General features: G+C 71.9%; 20 protein-coding genes. 13 read left to right on the forward strand and 7 right to left on the reverse strand.

The window, feature by feature from the left end:
* Positions 1–554: 554 nt before the first annotated feature.
* From ACIBZJ_RS02960 to ACIBZJ_RS02980, 5 genes are read left to right on the forward strand one after another with little or no spacing between them, the layout of a single operon-like run.
* The gene (locus tag ACIBZJ_RS02960) at positions 555–2,090 is read left to right on the forward strand and encodes an AMP-binding protein (protein ID WP_395924817.1); all 1,536 of its coding nucleotides are present in this window, start codon (positions 555–557) and stop codon (positions 2,088–2,090) included.
* 9 nt (positions 2,091–2,099) lie between these two features.
* Positions 2,100–3,548, forward strand: coding sequence for an aldehyde dehydrogenase (locus tag ACIBZJ_RS02965; protein ID WP_395924819.1), 1,449 nt, complete (start codon positions 2,100–2,102; stop codon positions 3,546–3,548).
* On the forward strand, positions 3,548–4,666 hold the full coding sequence (locus ACIBZJ_RS02970; RefSeq protein WP_395924821.1) for an NDMA-dependent alcohol dehydrogenase: 1,119 nt from the start codon (positions 3,548–3,550) through the stop codon (positions 4,664–4,666). Before ACIBZJ_RS02965 ends, ACIBZJ_RS02970 begins: the two co-directional genes overlap by 1 nt.
* Positions 4,647–5,855, forward strand: coding sequence for a cytochrome P450 (locus ACIBZJ_RS02975; RefSeq protein WP_395924823.1), 1,209 nt, complete (start codon positions 4,647–4,649; stop codon positions 5,853–5,855). Before ACIBZJ_RS02970 ends, ACIBZJ_RS02975 begins: the two co-directional genes overlap by 20 nt.
* A gap of 34 nt (positions 5,856–5,889) precedes the next feature.
* Positions 5,890–6,480 (forward strand): TetR/AcrR family transcriptional regulator, encoded by a 591-nt coding sequence (locus ACIBZJ_RS02980; RefSeq protein ID WP_395924825.1) that lies wholly within the window; start codon positions 5,890–5,892, stop codon positions 6,478–6,480.
* Here the strand turns inward: ACIBZJ_RS02980 and ACIBZJ_RS02985 are convergent.
* Positions 6,457–7,053: a TetR/AcrR family transcriptional regulator gene (locus ACIBZJ_RS02985; RefSeq protein WP_395924827.1), complete on the reverse strand. Its 597-nt coding sequence runs from the start codon at positions 7,051–7,053 to the stop codon at positions 6,457–6,459. The two genes, ACIBZJ_RS02980 and ACIBZJ_RS02985, sit on opposite strands and share 24 nt — an antisense overlap.
* 82 nt (positions 7,054–7,135) lie before the next feature.
* Positions 7,136–9,322, reverse strand: coding sequence for an acyl-CoA dehydrogenase (locus ACIBZJ_RS02990; RefSeq protein WP_395924829.1), 2,187 nt, complete (start codon positions 9,320–9,322; stop codon positions 7,136–7,138).
* Between the two features lie 99 nt (positions 9,323–9,421).
* Here ACIBZJ_RS02990 and ACIBZJ_RS02995 point away from each other — a divergent pair, with 99 nt between their 5' ends.
* Genes ACIBZJ_RS02995 through ACIBZJ_RS03010 form a run of 4 tightly spaced genes read left to right on the forward strand, consistent with a single transcriptional unit; the run spans position 9,422 to position 14,337 of the window.
* The gene (locus ACIBZJ_RS02995; RefSeq protein WP_395924831.1) at positions 9,422–11,077 is read left to right on the forward strand and encodes a class I adenylate-forming enzyme family protein; all 1,656 of its coding nucleotides are present in this window, start codon (positions 9,422–9,424) and stop codon (positions 11,075–11,077) included.
* Complete coding sequence (locus ACIBZJ_RS03000; protein WP_395924833.1) at positions 11,067–12,563, forward strand: acyl-CoA carboxylase subunit beta; 1,497 nt, start codon at positions 11,067–11,069, stop codon at positions 12,561–12,563. Before ACIBZJ_RS02995 ends, ACIBZJ_RS03000 begins: the two co-directional genes overlap by 11 nt.
* A complete protein-coding gene (locus tag ACIBZJ_RS03005; protein WP_395924835.1) occupies positions 12,560–13,549 on the forward strand; it encodes an LLM class flavin-dependent oxidoreductase in 990 nt (329 codons plus the stop codon). The genes ACIBZJ_RS03000 and ACIBZJ_RS03005 overlap by 4 nt, the downstream gene beginning before the upstream one ends.
* Positions 13,546–14,337, forward strand: coding sequence for an enoyl-CoA hydratase-related protein (locus tag ACIBZJ_RS03010; RefSeq protein ID WP_395924838.1), 792 nt, complete (start codon positions 13,546–13,548; stop codon positions 14,335–14,337). The genes ACIBZJ_RS03005 and ACIBZJ_RS03010 overlap by 4 nt, the downstream gene beginning before the upstream one ends.
* Before the next feature lie 26 nt (positions 14,338–14,363).
* Here the strand turns inward: ACIBZJ_RS03010 and ACIBZJ_RS03015 are convergent, their stop codons facing one another.
* Complete coding sequence (locus tag ACIBZJ_RS03015) at positions 14,364–14,939, reverse strand: NADPH-dependent FMN reductase (RefSeq protein ID WP_395924840.1); 576 nt, start codon at positions 14,937–14,939, stop codon at positions 14,364–14,366.
* A 101-nt stretch (positions 14,940–15,040) separates the two neighbouring features.
* Here ACIBZJ_RS03015 and ACIBZJ_RS03020 point away from each other — a divergent pair, with 101 nt between their 5' ends.
* Entirely contained in the window at positions 15,041–15,568 is a 528-nt protein-coding gene (locus ACIBZJ_RS03020) for a MarR family winged helix-turn-helix transcriptional regulator (RefSeq protein ID WP_395924842.1), read from the forward strand.
* Positions 15,569–15,616: 48 nt separating this feature from the next.
* Here ACIBZJ_RS03020 and ACIBZJ_RS03025 read toward each other — a convergent pair whose 3' ends face one another.
* Together ACIBZJ_RS03025 and ACIBZJ_RS03030 are read right to left on the reverse strand one after the other, a co-directional pair.
* On the reverse strand, positions 15,617–17,140 hold the full coding sequence (locus tag ACIBZJ_RS03025; RefSeq protein ID WP_395924844.1) for a catalase: 1,524 nt from the start codon (positions 17,138–17,140) through the stop codon (positions 15,617–15,619).
* Between the two features lie 121 nt (positions 17,141–17,261).
* A complete protein-coding gene (locus tag ACIBZJ_RS03030; protein WP_395924846.1) occupies positions 17,262–18,746 on the reverse strand; it encodes an MFS transporter in 1,485 nt (494 codons plus the stop codon).
* A 124-nt stretch (positions 18,747–18,870) separates the two neighbouring features.
* Between ACIBZJ_RS03030 and ACIBZJ_RS03035 the strand changes: the two genes are divergently transcribed.
* Genes ACIBZJ_RS03035 through ACIBZJ_RS03045 form a run of 3 tightly spaced genes read left to right on the forward strand, consistent with a single transcriptional unit; the run spans position 18,871 to position 20,963 of the window.
* Positions 18,871–19,533, forward strand: coding sequence for a TetR/AcrR family transcriptional regulator (locus ACIBZJ_RS03035; RefSeq protein ID WP_395924848.1), 663 nt, complete (start codon positions 18,871–18,873; stop codon positions 19,531–19,533).
* Positions 19,534–19,566: 33 nt separating this feature from the next.
* Entirely contained in the window at positions 19,567–19,995 is a 429-nt protein-coding gene (locus ACIBZJ_RS03040; RefSeq protein WP_395924850.1) for a MerR family transcriptional regulator, read from the forward strand.
* Entirely contained in the window at positions 19,992–20,963 is a 972-nt protein-coding gene (locus ACIBZJ_RS03045) for an NAD-dependent epimerase/dehydratase family protein (RefSeq protein ID WP_395924852.1), read from the forward strand. The genes ACIBZJ_RS03040 and ACIBZJ_RS03045 overlap by 4 nt, the downstream gene beginning before the upstream one ends.
* 45 nt (positions 20,964–21,008) lie before the next feature.
* Here ACIBZJ_RS03045 and ACIBZJ_RS03050 read toward each other — a convergent pair whose 3' ends face one another.
* Both ACIBZJ_RS03050 and ACIBZJ_RS03055 read right to left on the reverse strand, forming a co-directional pair.
* Positions 21,009–22,538, reverse strand: coding sequence for an AbfB domain-containing protein (locus ACIBZJ_RS03050; protein ID WP_395924854.1), 1,530 nt, complete (start codon positions 22,536–22,538; stop codon positions 21,009–21,011).
* A 123-nt stretch (positions 22,539–22,661) separates the two neighbouring features.
* Positions 22,662–24,140 (reverse strand): alpha/beta hydrolase family protein, encoded by a 1,479-nt coding sequence (locus tag ACIBZJ_RS03055; RefSeq protein WP_395924856.1) that lies wholly within the window; start codon positions 24,138–24,140, stop codon positions 22,662–22,664.
* Positions 24,141–24,199 lie beyond the last annotated feature (59 nt).

The raw sequence follows: 24,199 nt of genomic DNA on the forward strand, positions 1-24,199 counted from the left end.
GCGGCCGCCACCGCCGCGCGGCCGCCCTCGACGTGCGGCGTGCGGTCCGCCGGGCGCCGTCCGGTAGAACTCGTTCTCGGGGGTCACCAACGGCACGGAATGCGCCGGAACCCGGGGATCCTCCGCGCCCCGCACGGCGTCCGGACGACGGCCAGGGCGCCCTCCGACCGGCCGAGGACGGACCGAGGCCGGGCCGCGGGGCCGCCGGGTCACGAGTGACCCACCCACATCGAGCCGTTCGGCCAGTTCGGCGCGGCACATCCCCGGAGCGATGTCGACCACGTGCCACGCCGGCGACCGGGCCGCCGACCGGGCGCGAACGTCCCGGCGGCGACGCCGGGACACCCGGACGCGTTCCGGAACTCTGGTCATGCGGTACACCGTACGCCGGAAATGAATGATGATTCAGACTTCTGAAGGACTGCTTATGAGAACACGTTCTACCGCCGCTCTCTCTTGTCAGTCGGGAAGAGATGTGTAAATCTGCTACGGCTCGCTCCCCTGCTACGGCGAGGCGATCCATGTCGACGACGATGTTGCATACCCCGCCCCTGATGCCGGACCTGTTGGTCCACGCACTGTCCCGTTACGACGATCGTCCGGCCGTGTTCGTCGACGGCACGACGATCACCTATCGCGGCTACCGCGAGGCGATCAGCACCTGGGCCCAGGTGTACCGGGCGGTCGGCCTCGGCCCCGGCGACGGGATCTCGGTCCTGTCCCGGAACAAGCCCGAGGTGCTGTTCGCGACCGGGGCGTCGATGATGACCGGCTGCCGCGGTACCCCGCTGCACCCGCTGGGCTCGGCCGACGACCACGCGTACGTCCTGGAGAACGCCGAGATCGACACGCTGGTGTTCGACCCGGCGCTCGAGGAGCACGTGGCGGCCGTCGCCGAGAGGGCACCCCGGCTGCGCCGGCTCCTCTCGCTCGGCCCGTCCCGGCTGGGTGAAGACCTGATCGCGCTGGCCGCGCAGTACACGCCGGGCCCGCTGGAGCCGCCGAAGGTCGACTCCGAGTCGCTGTCGTCGATGTCGTTCACCGGCGGCACGACCGGACGGCCGAAGGGCGTGCTCAGCACGTACCGCGGCGGCGCCGAGCTGACCCGCATCCAGATGGCCGAGTGGCAGTGGCCCGACGACATCCGGTTCCTGATCGCCGCACCGCTCTCGCACGCGGCCGCCGCGTTCACGATCCCGGTGCTGATGCGCGGCGGGTCGTTCGTCGTGCTGCCCGGCTTCACGCCCGGTGGGTGGCTCGAGGCGGTCGAGAAGCACCGCATCACCGCGACGATGATCGTGCCGGCGATGCTCTACGCGATCCTCGACCACCCCGATCTGGCGACGACCGACACGTCCAGCCTGGACACGATCTTCTACGGCGCTTCGGCAGCCTCGCCGGCCCGGCTGCAGCAGGCCATCGACCGGTTCGGCCCGGTGTTCTTCCAGTTCTACGGGCAGAACGAGGCACCGATGACGATCACCGTGCTCCGCAAGGAGGAGCACACGCCCGACAAGCTCGCCACCTGCGGGCGTCCGGTGCCCTGGGTCCGCGCCGCGCTGCTGGACGAGAACTGCGAGCCGGTGCCGCGGGGTGAACCCGGCGAGATCTGCGTGCAGGGCCCGCTGGTCATGGCCGGGTACCACGATCTGCCCGAACAGACCGAAGAGGCGTTCCGCGGCGGCTGGCTGCACACCGGCGACATCGCCCGCGAGGACGACGACGGCTACTGGACGATCGTCGACCGGACCAAGGACATGATCGTGTCCGGCGGCTTCAACGTGTTCCCCCGCGAGATCGAGGACGTGCTCACCACGCACCCCGACGTCTCCGCGGCCGCGGTGATCGGCGTCCCGGACGAGAAGTGGGGCGAGGCGGTCAAGGCCGTCGTCGTGCCCCGCCCGGGCGCCACGATCGACGACGCGGTGCAGCAGGAACTGATCGCGCTGGTCCGCGAGGCCAAGGGCCCGATCCACGCGCCCAAGTCGGTCGACGTCGCGGAGTCGTTACCCCTCACCCCCGTCGGCAAGTCCGACAAGAAGGCCCTCCGCGCCCAGTACTGGGCCGGCGCGGCCCGGCTCGTCAACTAAGGAGCACCGATGCTCACGTACGACTCGTTGTTCATCGGGGGCGCGTGGGTCGCTCCCGCCGACGACACCGTGTTCGACGTCGTCTCCCCCGCGTCCGAAGAAGTCGTCGGACGCGTGCCGGAAGCCTCGAAGGCGGACGTGGACGCGGCCGTCGCGGCCGCCCGGAAGGCGTTCGACGAGGGCCCCTGGCCGCGGATGGCCCCGGACGAGCGGGCGGACGCGATGGCCCGGCTGTCCGGGATCATCAACGAGAAGCTGGAAGACTTCGCCCGGACGATCAGCACCGAGATGGGGTCTCCGCTGCAGTTCTCGCGGATGGGCCAGGTGCTCGCGGCCACGATGGCGCTCGACTTCTACGCCGGTCTGACCCGCGAGACGGCCTGGGAAGAGACCCGCCCCGGTCTGCTCGGCCCGACCGTCGTGCGGCGCGCGCCGGTCGGCGTGGCCGCGGCGATCGTGCCGTGGAACGTCCCGCTCTACGTCAGCATGCTCAAGCTCGCCCCGGCGCTGGCCGCGGGCTGCACGGTCGTCCTCAAGCCGGCGCCGGCGAGCCCGATCTCCGGGCAGATGCTGGGCGAGGCGATCGAGGCGGCCGGCCTCCCGGCCGGGGTCGTCAACATCGTGCCTGCCGACCGCACGGTCGGCGAGTACCTGGTGACCCACCCGGGCATCGACAAGGTCAGCTTCACCGGCAGCACCGCCGCCGGCCGGCGGATCGCGAGCCTCTGCGGCGAGAACCTCCGCCGGGTGACGCTGGAGCTCGGCGGCAAGTCCGCCGCCGTCCTTCTTCCCGACGTCGACCTCGCGACCGCGCTGCCGCAGGTCATCAACGTCGGGCTGATGAACAACGGGCAGGCCTGCGTCGCGCAGACCCGCATCCTCGCGCCCCGCGACCGCTACCGCGAGATCGTGGACGCCGTGGTCGAGCAGGTGGCCGCGCAGGTCGTCGGCGACCCGCTGGCCGAGGAGACGCACATCGGGCCGCTGGTCAGCTCGGCCCAGCGCGACCGGGTCGAGGGCTACCTCGCGGCCGGCAAGAAGGAAGGCGCCACGGTGGCGCTCGGCGGCGGGCGGCCGAAGGGCTTCGACCGCGGCTGGTACGTCGAGCCGACCGTCTTCAGCGACGTCGACAACTCGATGACGATCGCGCAGGAGGAGATCTTCGGCCCGGTCCTGTCGGTGATCCCCTACGGCGACGTCGACGACGCGGTGAAGATCGCCAACGACTCCCGGTACGGCCTCTCGGGTTCGGTGTGGACGGCCGATCCCGACGCCGGGCTCGACGTCGCCCGTCGCGTCCGGACCGGCACGTTCAACGTCAACACGTTCATGTTGGAGAACTGCGCGCCGTTCGGCGGATTCAAGGAATCCGGCCTGGGCCGGGAGCTCGGGCCCGAAGGGCTCGCCGCGTACATCGAGTACCAGTCCGTCAACCTGCCGAGCGGTTGGAGCGCCTGATGAAGACCAAAGCAGCGGTGCTGTGGGACCGCAACCAGCCCTGGAGCGTGGAAGAGGTCGACCTCGACCCCCCGAAGGCCGGCGAGGTACTCGTCAAGCTGATCCACACCGGCATGTGCCACTCCGACGACCACGCGGTCACCGGGGACATGCCGACGATCCTGCCGATGATCGGTGGCCACGAGGGCGCGGGCATCGTCGAGGAGGTCGGTGCGGGCGTCACCGCGCTGAAGCCGGGCGACCACGTGGTGCCGATGTTCATCCCGGCCTGCGGGCAGTGCCGCTGGTGCGCACAGGGCCGCTCGAACCTCTGCGACGTCGGCGGCACGCTGATGATGGGCATCGGCCTGGACGGCACCACCCGGCTGCACGCCCGTGGCCAGGACATCTTCACGATGTGCTTCCTCTCGACGTTCAGCCAGTACGCGGTGATGAACGAGCACTCGCTGGTGAAGATCCCGGACGACATCCCGCTGGACGCCGCGGCGCTCGTCGGCTGCGGGGTCACGACCGGCTACGGCTCGGCCGTGAACACCGCGAAGGTGCAGCCGGGCGAGACCGTCGTGGTCGTCGGCATCGGCGGGGTCGGCGCGGCGGCGGTCCAGGGCGCCCGGATCGCCGGGGCGGAGCAGATCCTCGCGATCGACCCGGTCGAGTTCAAGCGCGAGCAGGCGAAGAAGTTCGGGGCCACGCACACCGCCGCCGGCGTCGCCGAGGCGGTCGAGCTGCTCAAGGAGATCACTCCCGACGGCATGCTGGCCGACGCGGCGATCTACACGGTCGGTGTCGGCCGGGGCGACGAGATCGCCGGCCTGATGTCGCTGGTCTCCAAGGGCGGCCGGGTCGTGGTCACGGCGGTGTCCCCGATGGAAGACACCCAGGTCACGATGTCGCTGTTCGAGCTGACGATCTGGCAGAAGGAACTGCGCGGGACGCTGTTCGGCGCGGCGAACGGCCGCAAGGAGATCCCGACGCTGCTCCGGCTCTACCAGTCCGGTCAGCTGATGCTCGACGAGATGATCACCAACCGGTACACGCTCGACACGATCAACGAGGGCTACAAGGACATGCACGCCGGGGTGAACATCCGCGGGGTGATTGACCTTGACCACGGTTGATCAGCCGCAGCTGACGGTCGGCGCCTTCTGGGGCGCCGACCCGCACTCCGCGCTCACCTGGCTGCGCGAGAACGACCCGGTGTACTGGGACCCGCACGGCCAGATCTGGGGTATCACCCGGTACCGCGACGTCCGGGAGGTGTCGCTGCACCCGGAGCTGTTCTCCAACGCCGGGGGCATCCGTCCCGACCAGGGCGCGACGCCGATGATGATCGACCTGGACGACCCGGCCCACCTGCGTCGCCGGCGGCTGGTCAGCAAGGGCTTCACGCCGAGACGGGTCGCCGGCCAGCAGGCCCGGATCGACCAGATCGCCCACGCGCTGATCGACCGGGTCTGCGAGCGCGGGGAGTGCGACTTCGTCTGGGACCTGGCCGCCTGGCTGCCGCTGATCGTCATCGGCGACCAGCTCGGGGTGAAGAGCGACCAGTACCAGAGCCTGCTGCGCTGGTCCGACGACATGATGCGGGGCCAGGGCACGCCGAACGACACGGCCCTGCAGGAGAAGATGTTCGTCGCGGCCGCGGAGTACGGCGAGTACTTCAACGGCGTCCTGGCCGACCGGCGGGAGAACGGCGGCGACGACCTGATCGGCGTCCTGGTCCGCGCCGAGGAGGACGGCGAGGGCCTCGACGACGAGACGCTCTACTTCGACTCGCTGCTGCTGCTGATCGGCGGCGACGAGACGACCCGGCACGTGATCACCGGTGGCCTCTACCAGCTGTTGAACGACCGCGCCCAATGGGAGCGGCTGCGCGCCGACCGCTCGCTGCTCCCGTCGGCGATCGAGGAGATGCTGCGCTGGGTCAGCCCGATCCGGAACATGGCCCGCACCGTGACCAGGGACGTGGAGTTCCGGGGCAAGCAGCTGCGTGCGGGCCAGAAGCTGCTGTTGCTGTACCCGAGCGCCAACCGCGACGCGGACGTGTTCGACGACCCGTTCCATTTCGACCTCACCCGCACCCCGAACAACCACCTCGCGTTCGGGGTCGGTGCGCACTTCTGCCTGGGCAACTCGCTGGCCCGGCTGGAGCTGACGTCGATCTTCACCGCGCTGCTCGACCGGCTGCCCGACCTGTCGCTGGCCACGCCGGACGAGCCGGAACTGCGCCCGGCCTCGTTCGTCAGCGGGTACGAGGGTCTGCCGGTGACGTTCGCCCCGAGCGCGCCGCACGGTGCATCACTCTGACCGCTCACGGCGCGCTCCGGGGGCGGAGCGCGCCGTGAGCGGAGCACGTGCGGGCGGGGCCGGCCGGGCCGCGGGGCCGCCGGAGACGATCATCGACGCGGCCGTCACCTGCATCCGGCAGCGTGGCTTCGAGCGGGCCTCGATCAGCGCGATCGCACTGCACGCCGGCGTCTCCCGGCCGACCGTCTACGCGTACTTCGAGACCCGCGACGCGCTGATCGCCGCGGCGATGGAGCGAACGGCCGCCGACGTCGCCGGCCGGGTGGTGGCCTCGGCCAGGCGCCGGGCCCGCACCGCCGCCGAATTCGCGGTCGAGGCGCTGGTCGTCGCGCGGCGCGAGTTCCGCAAGGAGCCCGCGTTCTACCCGATCAGCCACGCCCGCACCGACCCCTGGGCGGTGAACCAGCAGCTCACCGAGGAGGCACTGGCGCTCACACGCTCGATCCTGGCGCCGATCGTCGACTACGACCCGCGGCTGGAACCGCACCTCGACGAGATCGCCGAGACGCTCGTGCGCTGGTTGCTGTCGCTGCTGATGTACGACACCGACCGGACGTCGAACGAGGCCAAACTGCGGTGCTATCTGACCCGGGTCGTGGCGCTACCCGAGGTCGGGGGCGAGTAGGTCGAGGAAGCTGTCGGCGATGCGGTACACCTCGTCCATGCTCACGCCGTGGTAGATCGCCTGGGTGAGCATCGACGAGATGATCGCCCACATCATCGTCGCCGCGTCCTCGGCGCGCTCGGGACCGAGCGCCGCGAACTCCGTCACCAGGCTCACCTGCGCGGCCTCGCCGAAGTCGTTGAGCAGCGTCTTCGCGTTCGGGTCGGTGCTGCTCTGCAACAACACCTGGACCTTGTAGAACTGCGGCTGCCGCTCGAACGCCTTGATGATGCCGCGGATCCGCGACCGGAGGTGCTGCTCGGCGGTACCCCGCTTCCGGCGTCGCTCGACCGGCTTGCCGAGCGCCGACCAGTCCATCAGCACGGCCGCGTAGAGGTGCTCCTTGGACGAGAAGTACCGGTAGAGCGTGCCGAGCGCGACCCCGGCCTCGGCGGCCACGTCACGGATCTGGATACGGTCGTATTCCTGCTGCTCGAGGAGGTGCAGACCGGCCAGGACGATCTTCTCGCGGCGCGCGAGCTGCCAGGCGGGCATGCCCTCCACCGAGATCCCGCCGTGAGTCTGTTCGGCCACTGAACCGCCCTTTGGTCGGAACTACCGGATGAACGGTACTCGGAGTCTCCTTCTACTCGTGGCACGCCGGGGTTCCGGCGGGTCAGCCGCGCGGCAGCCGCAGAACTCGCTCGGCGATGACGTTGAGCTGGATTTCGACCGTGCCGCCGCCGATCAGCTGGGCCGGGGCGCCGAGCTCCAGCCGGGCGACGTCCGCCGGGCCGCCGCCGCGCACGGCCGCCTCCGGCCCGCCGAGGGCGAACGTGAGGTCGGCGGCGTCCCGGTGGAGCTGGGCGCTCGCCACCTTGGCGACGCTGGCCCCGGCGCCGGGTTGCTGCCCGGCCAGCCGGCGCAGCGTCTCCCGGAGCGTCAGCGCGCCGAGCGCGGTTCCGTACGCGGCGACCCGCCCCAGCGCCGTGACCGCGTCGGTCCGGCTACCGCCGTACAGGTTCTTCCGGATCAGGTCGCGGAGCGGTTCCTCGTCGCGGCTGCCGAGCGTCGAGGAGATCGACGTCCGCTCGTTGCCGAGCGTCGTCATCGTCAGCCGCCACCCGTCGCCGGGCGCGCCGACCAGGCAGTCGTCCGGGACGAACACCCCGGTCAGGAACACCTCGTTGAATTCCGACGCACCCGTCGCCTGGCGCAGCGGCCGCACGTCGACGCCGTCCGAGCGCATGTCGACGAGGAAGTAGCTGATGCCCCGGTGCTTGGGAGCCGCCGGGTCGGTGCGGGCCAGGCAGATGCCCCAGTCGGCCTGGTGGGCACCGGAGTTCCACACCTTCTGCCCGTCGAGCCGCCAGCCGCCGTCGACCTTGACCGCTTTCGTCGCCAGGCCGGCCAGGTCGGACCCGGCACCGGGCTCGCTGAAGAGCTGGCACCAGACGAGTTCGCCGCGCAGCGTCGGCCGGGCGAAGCGCTCGGCCTGCTCCGGGGTGCCGTGGGCGAGGATCGTCGGCATCGCCCACTCCCCGATCACCGTGGACGGTGGGACGAACGCGCGCCGGGCGAACTCGTCGGCGATCGCGAGTTGCTGGGCGGGCGTGGCTCCGAGACCGTACGGCTTCGGCCAGTGCGGGGAGATCAGGCCGGCGTCGGCCAGGAACGTGCGGCGGGCGTTGCCGTCTTCGGGCAGTTCCAGCGCGGTGTCGATCGTGGCGCCGGTCGCGCGGCGGAACTCCGGGTCGTCCTCGGCGAGCGCGGCCACGTCGGCCGAACGGCGCCCGTCGATCGCGGCTTCGCCGAGTTCGGCCTGCCAGGTGCCGGTCGGCCCGGTCAGTGCGGCCAGGCTCATCGCGCGACGCCAGTAGAGGTGGACGTCGTGCTCCCAGGTGAAACCGATGCCGCCGAACAGCGTCACGGCCTCGAGGCAGGCGTCGACCGCGCGCCCGAGTGCGACGACCGCGGCGCCGCCGACCGCGAGGCTCTGCTGGCCGGCGTCCTGGTCGAGGCTGCGGACGGCGTCCCAGGCCGACGCCGCGGCGAGTTCGGACGCCACGAACAGCCGGGCGATCTTGTGCTTGACCGCCTGGAACGAGCCGATCTGGCGTCCGAACTGCTCGCGGACCAGCGCGTACTCCACCACCGACCGCACGCACCAGGACATCACCCCGGCGGCCTCGGCGGCGGCCAGCGCGGTCACCGTGAACCGGACGTCCTCGAGGTCGCCGAGTTCGTCGGCGGCCGCGACCACCACCTCGTCGAGGTACAGGCGTCCGATGTCGCGAGTGAGGTCGACCCCCTCCTCGGCGACCCGCTCGACGCCGTCGGCGGCCGGGTCTAGCCGGAGCCAGACCGTGCCGGTGGCGGTCTCGGCCCCCACCACCAGGAGGTCGGCGGCGAGCAGGCCGAGAACCGGCGCGGACTGCCCGCCCAGCACCCAGCCGGCGGCGGACGGGGTCGCGGTGAGGTTCGCCCCCGGCGCGACGAGTGCGGCCATCGCCCCGGCGCCGAGGAGGTCGAGCAACTGCGTCCGGGCCGGGCTCTCCGGCGCACGCGAGACGACGGCCGACGTCAGCACGGTCGGCACGAACGGGCCCGGCAGCAGGCCGCGGCCCACCGCGTCCAGTACGACGGCGAGGTCGCCGAGACTGCCGCCCTGACCGCCGTGCCGCTCCGGCAGGTGCACCGCGTGCAGACCCTGCGCGACCAGTACCCGCCAATGGTCGGGGCGCTCGCCGGCGGCGGAGGAGTCGAGATCGGCGCGGACGCGCGTCGGCGGCGCATAGCGGGACACGAAGCCCTCCACCGCGGCGGCCAGTTCCTGCTGCTCCTCGGTCAACGCGATGGCCATGCCGCTCCTTCGTGCCGTGGTTTCTCGGTTGAAAATAGACTTAGATTTCAATACTGTCGATAACCCTAGTCCTCCCCGCACCCCTCGGAAGGACCAGCAATGGCGCTGCTCTCCAACGATCTCGATCGGCTCCCGGCAGAGCTGAGATCCGCGTTGACCGGGCCCGGCAGCCCGTACCAGCTCGCGCGCGAAGACGTGCGCGGGATCGCGATGACGGTGTTCGCCCACCGGCCCGCGCACCTGCCCGCGCTGCTGCTGGCGGCCGCCGAGCACCACTCCGATCGTCCGTATCTGGTGTTCGGGGACCGGCAGCTGACCTACCGGGAGACCGTCGGCCGGATCCCGGCGGTGGCCGCCGTCCTGCGGGACGTGTACGGGGTCCGGCGGGGCGACCGGGTCGCGCTCGTCGGGCCCAACAGCCCGGAGTACGCGCTGACGCTGTGGGCGGTGGCCTGGCTCGGCGCGATCAGCGCCGGCCTGAACGGCTGGTGGACCGGCCCGGAGATGCGCCACGGCCTGACCCTGGCGGCCCCGACGGTACTGGTAGGCGAACCGCGGCAGCTCGACCGCTTGGCCGACGCCTCCGGAGCGGCCGGCGGGCTCGGCGCGCAGCTGCCGACCGTCACGTTCGCGGAGCTGTTCCAGCAGCTCGGGACCTCCGCCGCTCCGCTCGACCCGGAGCTCGCCGAGGACGACCCGGTAGCGATCCTGTTCACCAGCGGCACCACCGGACGGCCGAAGGGTGCCACGATCACCCACCGCGGTCTGGTCAACTTCGCCCAGGACTCCCAGTTCCGCGGCGCCGCCGACGCGATGCTGAACCAGCGCGTGGCCCCGGCCTCCCCGCCGATCGCGCTGGTCGTGAGCCCGTTCTTCCACATCTCCGGCCTCGGCCCGCTGCTGGCCGGAGGCCCGTTCAACGGCATGACGATGGTGTTCCCGCCCCGCGGGCGCTGGGACCCGCTGGTGCACCTCGCGCTGACCGCCCGGTACGGGGTGACGCAGTGGTCCGGGGTACCGACCCAGCTGATCCGGCTGCTGCGCCACCCGGCGCTGGACCGGTACGACGTCAGCTCGCTGCGCACGATCGGGTTCGGCGGGGCCCCGATGTCGTCGGAGCTGGCCGCGCTGCTCGGGTCGGTGATCCCGAACGCCCGGCCCGCGATGGGGTTCGGGATGAGCGAGACCTGCGGGCAGGGCACGAACATCGCCGGTGAACTCCTGGTCGCCAACCCGCAGTCGATCGGGTACGCGACGCCGACGTCGGACGTGCGGGTGCTGGACGTCACCGCGCCCGGCGAGGTCGGCGAGATCGCGATCCGGTGCCCGAGCGGGTTCCTCGGCTACTGGGGCGACCCGGCCGCGACCGCGTCCGTGCTCGGCGCCGACGGCTGGTACCGCACCGGCGACTACGGGCGGATCGTCGGCGGGATGCTGCAGCTCGAGTCGCGGCTGCGAGACATGATCATCCGCGGCGGCGAGAACATCTACCCGATCGAGATCGAGAACCGCCTGTCCGAGCACCCGGGGGTGCTCGACGCGGCCGTCATCGGGGTGCCGCACGACGAGCTGGGCCAGGAGGTGCTGGCGGCGGTGGTCGCGCCGGGGCTCTCGGCGGCGGAGATCCGCGACTGGGCCGGGGCCACGCTGGCTCCGTACAAGGTGCCCGCGCACGTCCGGTTCGTCGACGCGCTGCCGTATTCGGCGACCGGGAAGCTGCTGAAGCGCGAGTTGGAGCGATCCCTTGCCGGATGAGCTCGCCGGCTGGGGGCCCGCGCTGGAGGAGATCGCCCGCCGGAAGGCCGCCGCCGCCGGGATGGGCGGGCCGGAGCGGCTCGCCCGGCAGGCCTCCCGCGGCCGCCTGAACGCACGCGAACGGCTCCTCGCGCTCTTCGACCGGGGCACGTTCACCGAGCTCGGCGCGCTGATGGGCGCGCTCGAGGACCCGCCGGTGAACGCCGACGGGTTCGTGGCCGGGTTCGGCCGGGTGGACGGGCGGCCGGTGCTCGCCGGAGCCGAGGACGTGACCGTGCTGGGCGGCTCGATCGGGGCGTCGTCCTCGGACAAGCGGTACCGGCTGTGCCAGCTCGCCCGGCAGGAGCGGGTGCCGCTGGTGGTGCTGCTGGAGGGCGCCGGCCACCGGGTCGCCGCCGAGCGTCCGGGCCGTCGGCCGGGCGATCTGGGCGCGCTGGTGGAGCTGTCCGGGCAGGTGCCGGTGGTCGTGCTGGTGCTCGGGGCGTCGGCCGGGCACGGCGCGCTGTACGCACCGCTGGCCGACTTCGCGGTGATGACCGGGACGGCGTCGATCTTCGCGGCCGGGCCGCCGCTGGTGCGCTCGGCCACCGGTGAGGTGATCACCAAGGAGGAGCTCGGCGGGCCTCCGGTGGCGGCGGCCACCGCCGGGGTGGTGCACAACGTCGTGCCCGACGACAAGGAAGCGGTGGCGCTGGCGCGCCGGTATCTCGGGCACTTCCCGTCGTCGGCCTGGGACTCGCCGCCGGTTCGTCCGGGGTCCGACGTCGGCCCCCGGCGCGTCGAACTGCTGTCGCTGATTCCGCCGGATCCCCGGCGTCCGTATCGGATCGGTCCGGTCCTCACCGAATTGGTGGACGACGGGCATCTGCTGGACGTGCAGCCGGACTTCGGATCGTCGCTCGTGTGCGCGCTGGCGTTCCTCGGCGGCCGCAGCGTGGCGATCGTGGCCAACGACCCGAGCGTCCGGGCCGGGACGATCGACAGCGCCGCGGCCGACAAAGGGGCGCACTTCCTGCAGGTCGCCGGCGCGTTCGGGCTGCCGTGCGTGTTCTTGGCCGACAACCCGGGGGTGCTGGCGGGCAGTGCGGCCGAGCGGGCCGGGATCCTGCGCCACGCGGCCCGGCTGTATGCCGTCCAGCACCGGCTCCGGGTGCCGAAGCTGCACGTGACGCTGCGCAAGGCGTTCGGGTTCGGGTCGTCGGTGATGGCGATGAACCCGTTCGACGGTCAGACGTTGTCGCTGGCGTTCCCGTCGATCACGCTCGGTGCGCTGCCGGCGTCGTCGGCCGCGAGCGCTCTGGCCTCGGAGGAGGAACGGGCGCGGGTCGCGGCCGAGCAGGCCAGGGCGTCGCTCACCGGGGCCGCGGGCCTCGCGTACGACGACGTCGTCGATCCGCGGGAGCTGCGCAACGCGCTGCTGGCCGGGTTGTCGCTGGCCCGCCGGCCGTCACCGGGACCGTCCGGATGGGAGGGGGTGCTGCCGTGAAACTCGGGTTGCGGCTGAACCTGTACCGGTCGTCCTCGCTCGCCGTGCCGGTCTCGCTGGTGCAGCGGGCGGAGGAACTCGGATACCACTCCGTCTGGACCGCGGAGGCGTACGGCGCCGACGCGTTGACGCCGCTGGCGTACCTGGCCGCGTCGACGTCGCGGATCACGCTCGGCACCGCGGTCGCACAACTGGCCGCCCGTCCCCCGGCGACGCTCGCGATGCAGGCGATGACGATCGACGCGCTGGCCGGCGGCGGGCGGGTGATCCTCGGGATCGGGGTGTCCGGGCCGCAGACCGTCGAAGGCTGGTACGGGCAGCCGTGGGGGCGGCCGGCGGCGCGGCTGCGCGACTACGTCGCGATCGTGCGTCAGGTGCTGGACCGGGCCGGGCCGGTGTCGTACTCGGGGCCGGAGCTCTCGCTGCCGTACGCCGGGCCGGGGGCGCTGGGGCAGGGCAAGCCGTTGACGTCGATCCTGCATCCGGTGGCACGGATCCCGGTGTGGCTCGCCTCCGGCGGACCGCGGAACACCGCGCTGGCGGCGGAGGTCGCCGACGGATGGCTCCCGATGGGGTTCTCGTCGGTGCCGGAGCCCATGCGCGACCGCGACGACTTCGACGTGTTCCTCGGGGCCACCGTCCGGATCACCGACGACGTGCGGGCAACGCTGGACGCGATGCGGCCGCTGACCGCGATGTACGTGGGCGCCATGGGCAGCGAGACGCACAACTACCACCGGGACGCGATGGCCCGGCGAGGGTTCGCCACCGAGGCCGACCGGATCGTCGCGCTGTGGCGTTCCGGCCGGAAGGCCGAGGCCGCGGCCGCGATCCCGGACGAGTACCTGGAGCAGTCGGCGCTGGTGGGGTCACCGGCGCGGATCCGGCAGCGGTGGGCCTCCGGGTTCGCGCCGGAGGGGGTGACCGGGGTGATCGTCGACGTACGCGGGACGGAGGAGCTCGAGTTGATGGCGGAGCTGGCATGAGCGACCTGAGGACCGACACGCCGGCGGACGGCGTCCGGAGGATCACGCTGAACCGCCCGGAGAAGCGCAACGCGCTCTCGGCCGCGTTGCTGGATTCGCTGCTCGAGACGCTCCGGGAAGGTGATCGCGACCCGGGCGTGCGGGTGACGATCCTCCGCGGCGCCGGGCCGTGCTTCTCGTCCGGCTACGACCTGTCGTCGTCGCTGCTCGACGGGGCCACGGCCGCGCCGGGCGACGGCCAGTGGGCCCGGCAGGCGAACGACACCTGGTTCAGCGTCTGGGACCTGGCGAAGCCGGTGATCGCCCAGATCCACGGGTACGCGATCGCCGGGGCGACCGAGCTCGCGTCCGCGTGCGACCTGGTGTACGTGGCCTCGGACGCGAAGATCAGCTACCCGGTCGTGCGGGTGGCGAGCCCACCGGACTGGCAGTACCACACCGTGCTGCTGGGCCTCCGCCGCGCGATGGAGCTCATGCTCACCGGAGATCCGATCGACGGCGACGAGGCCGCGCGGATCGGCTTCGCGAACCGCGCCTACCCGGCGGAGTCACTGGAGGCGTCGGTCCTCCGGATCGCCGCGCGGGTGGCGTCGGTGCCGACCGACCTGACCCAGCTCAACAAACGCTCGGTGCACCGGGCGTTCGACGTCTGGGGAGCGAGGGCTGCGATCCGGGCCGGCACGGAACTCCAGGCCCTGGCCGGGCACACGGCCTCGGCGCACACGTTCCGCGAGGACGCGCTGGCCGCGGTGAAGCGCGCCGCTCGTCCGCAGCCCGGCGGCGGGTAGGCCACCGGACTGCGCCCACGGGTGGATCAGGCGACGGTCGCGGCCGGCTTGCGGACGGTCTCGAGCGCGTTGCTCCAGGCCACGACCTGGTCGAGCAGGGTGTTCAGCGCGTCGACCAGGAACGGGGTCGGCTTGAACACGCTGAAGTTCTCGAACTCGTTCAGGATCGAGATCGCGACCTGCTGCCGGACGTCGGCGATCTGCAGTTCGCCGAGGATGAGCCGCAGGTGCTCGGCGGCGCGGGCGCCACCCACCCCGCCGTACGACACCACGCCGGCGGCCTTGTTGTTCCACTCGGCGTACAGGTAGTCGATCGCGTTCTTCAGCACGCCGGACGTGCTGTGGTTGTACTCCGGAGTGACGAACACGTAGCCGTCGTAGGACGCGATCTTCGCCGCCCACTCCTTGGTGTGGTCGTTCTGGTACTGCCCGGCCGACGCGGGGATCGCCTCGTCGAGGTGGGGCAGCGGATAGTCGCGGAGATCCACGATCTCGTACTCGGCGTCCTCGCGCCGGGACGCGATGTCGAGCACCCACCGGGCGACCTGCTCGCCGTTGCGGTTGGGGCGGGTGCTGCCAAGGATGATCCCGATTCGGGTCATGTCGCTGGTCTCCTGCTGAGGGGGGTGTTGCTTGCCGCTTCAACTAAATCTCGAAGTATTTGCTTTGTCAAGCAACCTTCTGGGAGCAGTACGATACCGCTGTGGAGAACGAGGCGCCCGTGCCGCTGGATCCGGCGGAAGAGGCGTTCGTGCGCGCCTTCGGCCGGGCGATCCTGACGGTTCCGCGGGTATTCGACGCCGAGTTGCTGCGGGAGCAGGGCATCTCGCTCAGCGAGTACACGGTGCTGAGGCACCTGTCGGAGGCCCCCGACCGGCGCCTGCGCATGACCGAACTGGCCGCCCGGTGCACGCTGTCACTGAGCGGCGTCTCCCGGATCGTGTCGCGCCTCGAGGGCACCGCGGCGGTCGAGCGCGTCCGCGCCTGTGACGACGGCCGCGGCTGGTCGGCCGTCCTCACCGACGCCGGCCTCACGAGGCTCGAGACGGCCTGGCCCACCCACCTGGCCAGCGTCCGCCGCCACCTGCTCGCCCACGTGGCGCCCGAGCACCTGCGGACGTTCGCCGAAGCCGTCGGACGCTTCGCCGGCGGCGAACCGCCGGATTCCGCGTGCGCCGTGGACGGGCCGTGCGGGCCGCCCGGCTACGACGAACCGTCCTCCGCCTGCTGAACACGGCGACGCCCCCGCCGGGGCGGGGGCGTCGTGAGGGAGGAACCGTCAGGCCTTGGCCTGGGCGCTGGACCGGGCCGGGTTGCCCTGGTCGGCCGCCTTCGGGTCGCGCTCGCTCTGTTTGGCGCGGACACCGGCCTCGACGCGGTCACCGAGACCCTTGTCGACGTGGTGCCAGTACTCGAACGCACGCACCAGCACCGGTTCGCTGACCCCGTTGAGCAGGTGCCCGACGATGTTGTCGACCAGGCGTCCGCGCTCGTCGTCGTCGAGCACGTCGCGCACCATCGTCCCGGCCTGGCCCCAGTCGTCGTCCTCCGGGCGCAGCGTGTACGCGGTGCGCACCATCTCGCCGTCCGCGTACCAGGTACCCCCGTCGTCGGTCAGGGCCGGGTTCGCGACCGGACCGCCGTAGGAGTTCGGCGCGTAGATCGGGTCCTTGGCGTTGTGCATGCGCATCGCGCCGTCCTTCGAGTACGCGTGCGTCTCGACCCGGGGAGAGTTCACCGGGATCTGCCGGTAGTTCACCCCGAGGCGCGCCCGGTGCGCGTCCGAGTAGCTGAAGCCCCGGGCCAGCAGCATCTTGTCCGGCGACAGTCCGGTGCCGGCCACGATGTTGTTCGGCTCGAACGCGGCCTGCTCCATCTCGGTGTGGTAGTCGCTGACGTTGCGGTTCAGCGTCAGGCGCCCGACCTCCCGGAGCGGGTAGTCGCCGTGCGGCCAGACCTTGGTGAGGTCGAACGGGTTGAACCGGTACGTCTTGGCGTCCTCGAACGGCATGATCTGCATCTTCAGCGTCCAGCTCGGGAACTCCCCGTCGCGGATGTGCTCGTACAGATCACGCTGGTGGTAGTCGGTGTCGATCGACGCCATCTGGTCGGCCTCGTCCTGCGTGAAGCACTCGACGCCCTGGTCGGTCTTGAAGTGGTACTTGACCCAGAACTTCTCGCCCTGCGCGTTGATCCACAGATACGTGTGGCTGGAGTACCCGTTCATGTGACGCCAGGTCCGCGGAATGCCCCGGTCGCCCATCAGCCAGGTGACCTGGTGCGCGGACTCCGGAGACAGCGTCCAGAAGTCCCACTGCATGTCGTGGTCGCGCAGGTTGTTGTCCACCCGGCGCTTCTGCGAACGGATGAAGTGCTGGAACTTCATCGGGTCGCGGACGAAGAACACCGGGGTGTTGTTGCCGACGATGTCGAGGTTGCCCTCGCTGGTGTAGAACTTGACCGCGAATCCGCGCGGGTCACGCCAGGTGTCGGGGCTGCCCCGCTCCCCCGCGACGGTCGAGAAGCGAATCAGGACGTCGGTGGAAACACCGGGCTGGAACACCGCGGCCCGGGTGAACGCGCTCACGTCCTGGGTGACTCGGAACGAGCCGAAGGCACCTCCGCCCTTCGCGTGCGGCTGGCGCTCCGGGATGCGCTCCCGGTTGAAGTTCGCCATCTGCTCGATCAGGTAGTGGTCCTGCAGCAGCAGCGGACCGTTCGGACCGACCGTGAGGGAGTGCTCGTCGCTGGCGACCGGCACCCCGGCGTCGGTGGTGGTGGGCTGACGCTCGGCGGTAGTCATGACCCGTCGGGTGTCCGTCGCTGGAGTCATTCAAACAAAGACCTCGGTCGTTACCCGGCTGAACCAATTCAAACGCCACCCGGCCGGGCGGAAACCCGGCCGAGCGCCCAGGAGGAGATGCTCAGAGCGCGGCGGCCGGCTCCGCGGTGCCGATGCCGTCGGCCTCGTCGGCCGGGATCGCCGCGTCCGGCGTCGGACGGGTGTGCCGCGGGATGAACCCGGCGATCAGCGCACCCACCAGCGCGGCGCCCGCGGCCAGCGACAGCACGACCCGGAACCCGGCCTGCGACGGCACCGACACCGGCCCGAGCGCCACGACCATGTTCGCCAGGATCGCGCCGCCGACGGCGCTCGCGACCGACGTGCCGAGCGACCGCATCAGCGTGCTGAGGCTGTTCGCGGCGGCGGTCTCCGAGACCGGCACCGCCGCCATGACCAGCGCCGGCATCGACCCGTAGGCGAACCCGACGCCGGCACCGATGATGCAGGTCGCGACGACCAGCTGCCAGACCGCGTCCATCAGGACGGCCGCGAACCCGTACCCGGCCGCGATGATCACCGCACCGATGATCAGCGTCAGCTTGAACCCGCGCACCCGGGCGACGCGGGCCGCCAGCGGCGCCGCGACCAGCATCACCAGACCGGACGGCGCCATCACCAGGCCGACGGTCAGCATGCTCCGGCCCAGGCCGTACCCGGTCGCCACCGGCAGCTGCAGCAGCGTCGGGATGACCAGCGACATCGCGAACATCGCGAACCCGATGCCGATCGACGCGAGGTTCGTCAGCAGTACCTGGCGGCGTGCCGTGGTCCGCAGGTCGACCAGGGGCTGGGACGTCCGGAGCTCGTAGACGCCCCAGACCAGCAGCACGACGACGGCGGCCCCGAACAGGCCGAGCGTGGTTCCGCTCGTCCAGCCCCAGTCGCCGCCCTTGGAGATCGCGAGCAGCAGCGACACCAGTGCGGCGGACAACCCGATCGCTCCGGGGACGTCGAACCGCCCTCCGGTGCGGATCGTCGAGTGCGGCACGAAGCTCAGGACCAGGACGCCGACGAGCGCGCCGACCGCGGCCGACACCCAGAACAGCGCGTGCCAGTCGAAATTGTCGGCCAGCAGCGCGGCGGCCGGCAGGCCGAGCGCGCCACCGATGCCGAGCGACGCGCTCATCAGCGCGGTGGCGGCGCCGAGCCGCTCCGGCGGCACGGTGTCACGCATCAGGCTGATGCCGAGCGGGATCACGCCCGCCGCCGCGCCCTGCAGGATCCGGCCCACGACCATCGGCGTCAGGCTGTTGCTGAACGCTCCGATCACCGAGCCGGTGATCAGCAGCGCGATGCTGAACAGCAGCATCCGCCGCTTACCGAACATGTCACCGAGGCGTCCCACGACCGGCGTGGCGACCGCGCCCGCGAGAAGAGTCGCGGTGATCGCCCACGCGGCGTCGCTGGGGGCGGCGTGCAGGAGCTCCGGGAGTTCCGGGATCAGCGGGATGACCAGGGTCTGCATCAGCGCGACCGAGATGCCCGCGGCGGCCAGGACGGCCACGACGAGGTTCGTCCGGGGAGAACCGTCCGCTGCCGGTTCGATCCGTTCGGGTGTGTGCACGACTGCGCCTTCGCCTCTGGTCCACTAGATTTAAAGCACCTGCTTGACTACGCTCCCCATGTAATCGGTTGCTTGGCGCAAGCGTCAAGCTCGCCCTCCGTGTCCTGAGCCACAGCGAGGAAGCATGGAAACCCGCGCCGCCGCGACCCGCGACGCGATCCTGGTCGCCGCCGAGCGGCTGTTCGCCGAACGCGGTCTCACGCTCGTCTCGAATCGGCAGGTCAGTGAAGCCGCCGGTCAGGGCAACAACGCCGCGGTCAACTACCACTTCGGCACGAAGACCGACCTGGTCCGCGCGATCCTGCGCAAGCACCATCCGGAGGTCACCGCGCGGCGTCAGGCACTGGTCGCCGGCATCCGCGGGTCCGACGAGCCGCGCGACTGGATCGGCTGCTGGGTCCGCCCGGCCACCGACTACCTGGAGTCACTCGGCACCCCGACCTGGTTCGCCCGGTTCAGCGCGCAGGTGATGGCCGAACCGGCCTACCGCGACCTGGTCACGACCGAGGCCCTCTCCGACCCGGCGCTCACCCAGGTGCTCGAGGGCCTCAACCGCTGCTCCCCGGCCCTGCCTATCGAGGTGCGGCTGCAGCGCAACTACATGACCCGCCTGCTCATCGTCGACCTGCTCGCCGAGTGTGAACGCGTCCTCGCCGAGGGCGGTCACGGCCCCTGGGCCAGCTGGCCGGTGGCCGCGAACGGCCTGGTCGACGCCCTGGTAGGGCTCTGGCTCGCGCCGGTGAGCCCCTCCCCCGGTCACCGGGATCCGGCTCGCCCGACCCGTTGACCTGAAGCGCTGCAGGTTCTGCACACTCGGGACATGGCGGTTTCGATCCAGGCAGCATCGATCAAAGACGTGACACGACGCAGCGGGCTGCCCGAAGCCACGCTGCGGTACTACGAACGCATCGGGCTGATCGCTCCGGTGCCGCGGGACGGTTCCAGCGGCCACCGGCGCTACGACCCGGCCACGGTCGACACGATCGAGGCGCTGGCCTGCCTGCGGGCAGCGGGGATGAGCATCGACGACATGCGCGCCTATCTGGACGGGATGTCGGATGCGACGAGGCAGCGCGAGCTGTTCGAACGGCACTCGGCCCGGCTCGCGGACGAGATCGAACGGCTGCGGGTGCGCCGGCGGTACCTGGACGCGAAAGTGCGGCTCTGGGGTGCGCGCGAACGCGGCGACACCGCGGAGGAACAGCGGGCGGCCGACGAGGTGCTCGCGGTCACCGGGGAGTTGCGATGATCCTGGTCACCGGTGGCACCGGCTTCGTCGGCGCGCACACGATCGTCCGCCTGCTCGCCGAGGGTCATCCGGTCCGGACGACGGTCCGGTCCCTCGACCGGGAGGCCGAGGTCCGGTCGATCGTCGCGGACGCGACCGGGGACGGTGAGATCTCCGTCGTCGAGGCCGACCTGACCTCGGACGACGGGTGGGCGCGCGCGGTCGGCGGATGCGAGTACGTGCTGCACGTGGCGTCGCCGTTCCCGGCGCGGGAGCCGTCGGATCCGGACGCGGTGATCGCACCGGCGCGCGACGGGGCACTGCGCGTACTGCGGGCGGCGCACGCGGCCGGGGTGCGCCGGACGGTGCTCACCTCGTCGTTCGCGGCGATCGGCTACAGCGCCCCACCGGACGGGCGGCCCTACGACGAGTCCGACTGGACCACCCCGACCGACGACCTCCCGGCCTACATCCGGTCGAAGACGCTCGCGGAGCGCGCCGCGTGGGAGTTCGCGTCGGAGTCCGGGCACGAGCTCGTGGTGATCAACCCGACCGGGATCTTCGGGCCGGCGCTGGGGCCGTCGCTGTCGGCGTCGGTCGGAGTGGTCGCCGCGATGCTGCAGGGGGCGATGCCGACGGTGCCGCGCGCGTCGTTCGGGGTCGTGGACGTCCGGGACGTGGCGGTGGCGCACGTCCGGGCGATGACCGCGCCGGACGCGGCCGGGCTGCGGTTCCTGGCCACCGCCGCGTCCGCGTCGGATCCGTTCGTCGGGGCCCGGCTGAGCTACCTGGGGATCGCGGAGATCCTGCGCGAGCGGTTCCCCGAGTTCGCGGACCGTCTTCCCGCCGCCGAGGACCCCGGACCGGACGTGCGGCCCAAGGAACTCGGGATCGCGCGGATCCGGACCGTGCTCGGCTGGAACCCGCGCCCGGCCGAGGACGCCGTCGTGGCCACCGCGGAGCGCCTCCTCGAACAAGGACTCACGTGACGACCGGCTTCCGGTGGCGCGCCCGCTTTCGTGCTCGCGCTGTCGCTAGCTCTCGTTCACCCAGGGGGCCCTGATCGCGAAAACCGTGGTCTTCCGGTAGCCGGCGGTGCCGTCGTCGGGGTCGATGCCCAGTTCCTCGCCCCGGGTGTGCAGCAGACGGTCGGGAAAATTGTGCGACCGGAACCGGCCGCCCGCGATCGCACAGAACGTGGTGTCTTCGCGGAAGAGGTCGGTGCCGTCGTCCGGGTCGACCTGGACGCGGAACGCGAAGTGCCGCAGGTACCGGCCCTTGCTGTCGCGGAACGAGTAGCACCTGCCGTCGGCCAGGCCCGGCACGACGACCAGCGTCGCCTGCTCGTGGGTGAGGTCCGAATTCGACGGGCCGACCGGCGTCAGGAACACGTGACGTCCGATCGCGCGGACGTACGCGCCGGACGCCACCGACCGGAGCGAGCGCGCACCGAGCAGCGCCGGGGGCGACGGCGGTGGAGCGGCCGGTTTCACGGTCGCCTTCTTCGTCGGCCCGGGTGACTTCGACGCGCGGGGGCTGACCGACGGGCCGGCACTGGCCGACGGGCTCGGTTCAGTTGGCGGAGTAACCGGAGCCGGGGCCGCCACGGTGGGGGACGCGACCAGGCCCGACGGCACCGGCGGCTCGTCCGGCCGGGCCCGTGCGTACGCGAGCAGCCCGCCGGCCAGGACCGCGGCCGCGAGCGCCACCGCCGCCGTCCGGATCGTGACGAGCACCCAGCTGCTGCTGCGACTGCGGCCGAGCCAGGCCAGCGCCGCCCGGCGACGGGCACCGGCCGCACGGGCCCTTGCCGGGTCCAGCAACCGCGCCGCGAGTCCTTCCGGCGGCGGGACCAGCGCGAACCCGCGTACGAGCCGGTCGGCCGGAATCAGGTCGGAGGTGTGTTCGGCGCAGCCGGCGCAGCCCTGCGTGTGCCGCACGATCTGCCGCCGGGAGCGTTCGCTCGGGCGCCCGTCCCAGTGCGCGATCGTCACGGCGAGCCCCCCGCACCGGGGCAGCGCGTTCAGCGCCCGTACCGCGGTCCTCGCGTCCTCGAAGCGCGCTTCGACCTGGCGCACCGCGGACGCGGCCGACGTCAGGCCGAGCCCGGCCACGACCTCGTCCCGGGTCAGCTCCCCGGCGACCTGCAGCCACCACAACGCGACCAGCTCGCGGTCCTCGCCGGCCATCCAGCGGATGGCCTCCACCGCCTCGCGGCGCTGCCCGGTCAGGCCGAGCGTCGCGATCGCGCGCGCTTCGAAGCCCTCCTCCGGGTCGGCCGACGGAGGGCACAGCGACGCGTCCACCGAACGGACCGCCTCGATCGAGGACGCCACGAGCCAGGCGCGGAACTGCTCCGGTCCGTCCAGGCCGGGCAGACCGCCCGCGATCCGCGCGCTGACGCGGCGCATCGCCTCGTCCGCGACCGGCGCAGACTCGGCCGCCCGGCCGATCAGGTTGTAGATCAGCGGTAGCTGGTCGGTGACCAGTTCACGGATCGCCGAACGGTCGCCGGACTGAGCGGCGACGACGACGGCAAAACTCGGCACTCCAGTTGTCGGCAATCGCTGACCCTGTTCGTCACAAGAGACACGGTGGAGACGCCAGCCACACAGGCACCCTGAGTCACCTACTAAATCGAATGGTCGACGCGTCAACAAGCGAAAGTCGAGAATCGACCAGGGATTTCATCCGGTGATCGGGAGCGCCGTGGCCAGTGGCCACGCCACGACGAGCGCCCCGACCGGTGCGATCGCCCAGGTCGGAGCGCTGAAGCGGCGCAAAATCGCGCTCCAGACCGCTTGCCAGAACAGCAGAACCGCGATCAGCGGGACGACCAGGACCAGGAAGCCGTTCGCGAGGCCCAGCCCGGCGGCGAGCGTCAGCGCGATCGTCGCGACCGCCGACACCGCGAGGGCGTTCGGGCCCGCGAACCGCTCGGCCCCGTACGCGAGCGCCGCGAAGCCGGCCCAGACGACGAGCAGCAGCCACCACCGGATGCCGACCGGCACCGCGTGTGCCACACCGACCTGCAACGGAACCGCGACCGCCGCCCCCGCGTAGGCCACGAACAGGGGCAGCGCGACCACCGCCCGGTACGAGGCCGGCTCGCTCCACTTCGGGCCCCGCCAGACCTGGTAGGCGATCAGCGCACCACCGAGCACGAGCGTGAACGCGACGACGAAACCGGCGGTGGCCAGCGGGAACCGGCCGTTCGGCAGGACCGCGGCGACCACGAGCCCGAGCAGCGCGGCCACGGCCGAGACCGCGAGCACTCGCGGCAGCAGGTCGAGACGGAACCGCGGCCACCGCGCGCCGGAGTCGCCGAGCACGAGCCGGGCCGGCGGATACAGTCCGATCAGGAATCCGAGCAGCATCAGGCCCGCCCCGGCCGGGCGGCGCAGCGGTGTGGGCAGCGGCCCGCTGGTGGCGCCGAGATTCTGGTCGAGCCAGCGCACGACCTCGCGGTGCGTCCGCGGGGCGTACAGGATCGAGATGTGCTCGACGCCCGGCACGGTCACCGCCGTCCGGTCCCGCCCCTTCGCCGCCTCGTCCACGGCCGCCCGGAACTGCGGGAACTCCAGGCCGCCGACGAGCAGCAGCAGGTGCTCCGGCCGATCCGGCGGAAGACCGGTCGCGTCCGGGAGCGAGATCGCGACGGTCGCGGTGACGTCCGGGTGCGACGCGCCGTACTCGGCAACCGCGCCCGCCCCCATCGAGTGCCCCACCAGCGCGATCCGCGCCGGGTCGACGTCCGGCAGCGACCGCAGGTGCGCCACCGCGACGTCCAGGTCACGCTGTAGCACCGCGTCGCCGGTCAGCCGCCGGGTGCTGGCGCCGTGGCCGGCGAAGTCGAGCAGCACGACCACGTACCCGCGGGCCGCGAGCGTGTCACCGAACGGCGCCATCAGCCGCGCCGACCCGGCGAATCCGTGCGCGACGACCACTCCGGGCCGCCGTCCCGACGCGGCCGGGTGCACCTCGTCGAGCGGCACACCGTCGACCGTGACGTGGTGCGTCCGGAGGTCGCTGTTCGTCGCCAGCACCAGCCCACCGACCGCCAGCACGGCCGCGACCACGGCGACCACGGCGACCACCGGCATTCCCGCGCCGGACAGCACACCACCGGCCCGGAATCGGTTCCTGCTGGCCCGTCCGGTCGTCACGCCGCCGAGCATGTCAGACCCCGGCAACGCGGCCGCCACGTGCAGCCGCCGGGACCTGG

The sequence above is a fragment of the Cryptosporangium sp. NPDC051539 genome, assembly GCF_044454545.1.
GTDB lineage: Bacteria > Actinomycetota > Actinomycetes > Mycobacteriales > Cryptosporangiaceae > Cryptosporangium.

Coding starts and splice junctions, on each gene's coding strand:
- ACIBZJ_RS02960 (WP_395924817.1), top strand. CDS start 555: ATGCCGGACCTGTTGGTCCACGCACTGTCCCGTTACGACGATCGTCCG.
- ACIBZJ_RS03045 (WP_395924852.1), top strand. CDS start 19,992: ATGATCCTGGTCACCGGTGGCACCGGCTTCGTCGGCGCGCACACGATC.
- ACIBZJ_RS03035 (WP_395924848.1), top strand. CDS start 18,871: ATGGAAACCCGCGCCGCCGCGACCCGCGACGCGATCCTGGTCGCCGCC.
- ACIBZJ_RS02995 (WP_395924831.1), top strand. CDS start 9,422: ATGGCGCTGCTCTCCAACGATCTCGATCGGCTCCCGGCAGAGCTGAGA.
- ACIBZJ_RS03025 (WP_395924844.1), bottom strand. CDS start 17,140: ATGACTACCGCCGAGCGTCAGCCCACCACCACCGACGCCGGGGTGCCG.
- ACIBZJ_RS03010 (WP_395924838.1), top strand. CDS start 13,546: ATGAGCGACCTGAGGACCGACACGCCGGCGGACGGCGTCCGGAGGATC.
- ACIBZJ_RS02970 (WP_395924821.1), top strand. CDS start 3,548: ATGAAGACCAAAGCAGCGGTGCTGTGGGACCGCAACCAGCCCTGGAGC.
- ACIBZJ_RS03040 (WP_395924850.1), top strand. CDS start 19,567: ATGGCGGTTTCGATCCAGGCAGCATCGATCAAAGACGTGACACGACGC.
- ACIBZJ_RS03015 (WP_395924840.1), bottom strand. CDS start 14,939: ATGACCCGAATCGGGATCATCCTTGGCAGCACCCGCCCCAACCGCAAC.
- ACIBZJ_RS02990 (WP_395924829.1), bottom strand. CDS start 9,322: ATGGCCATCGCGTTGACCGAGGAGCAGCAGGAACTGGCCGCCGCGGTG.
- ACIBZJ_RS02965 (WP_395924819.1), top strand. CDS start 2,100: ATGCTCACGTACGACTCGTTGTTCATCGGGGGCGCGTGGGTCGCTCCC.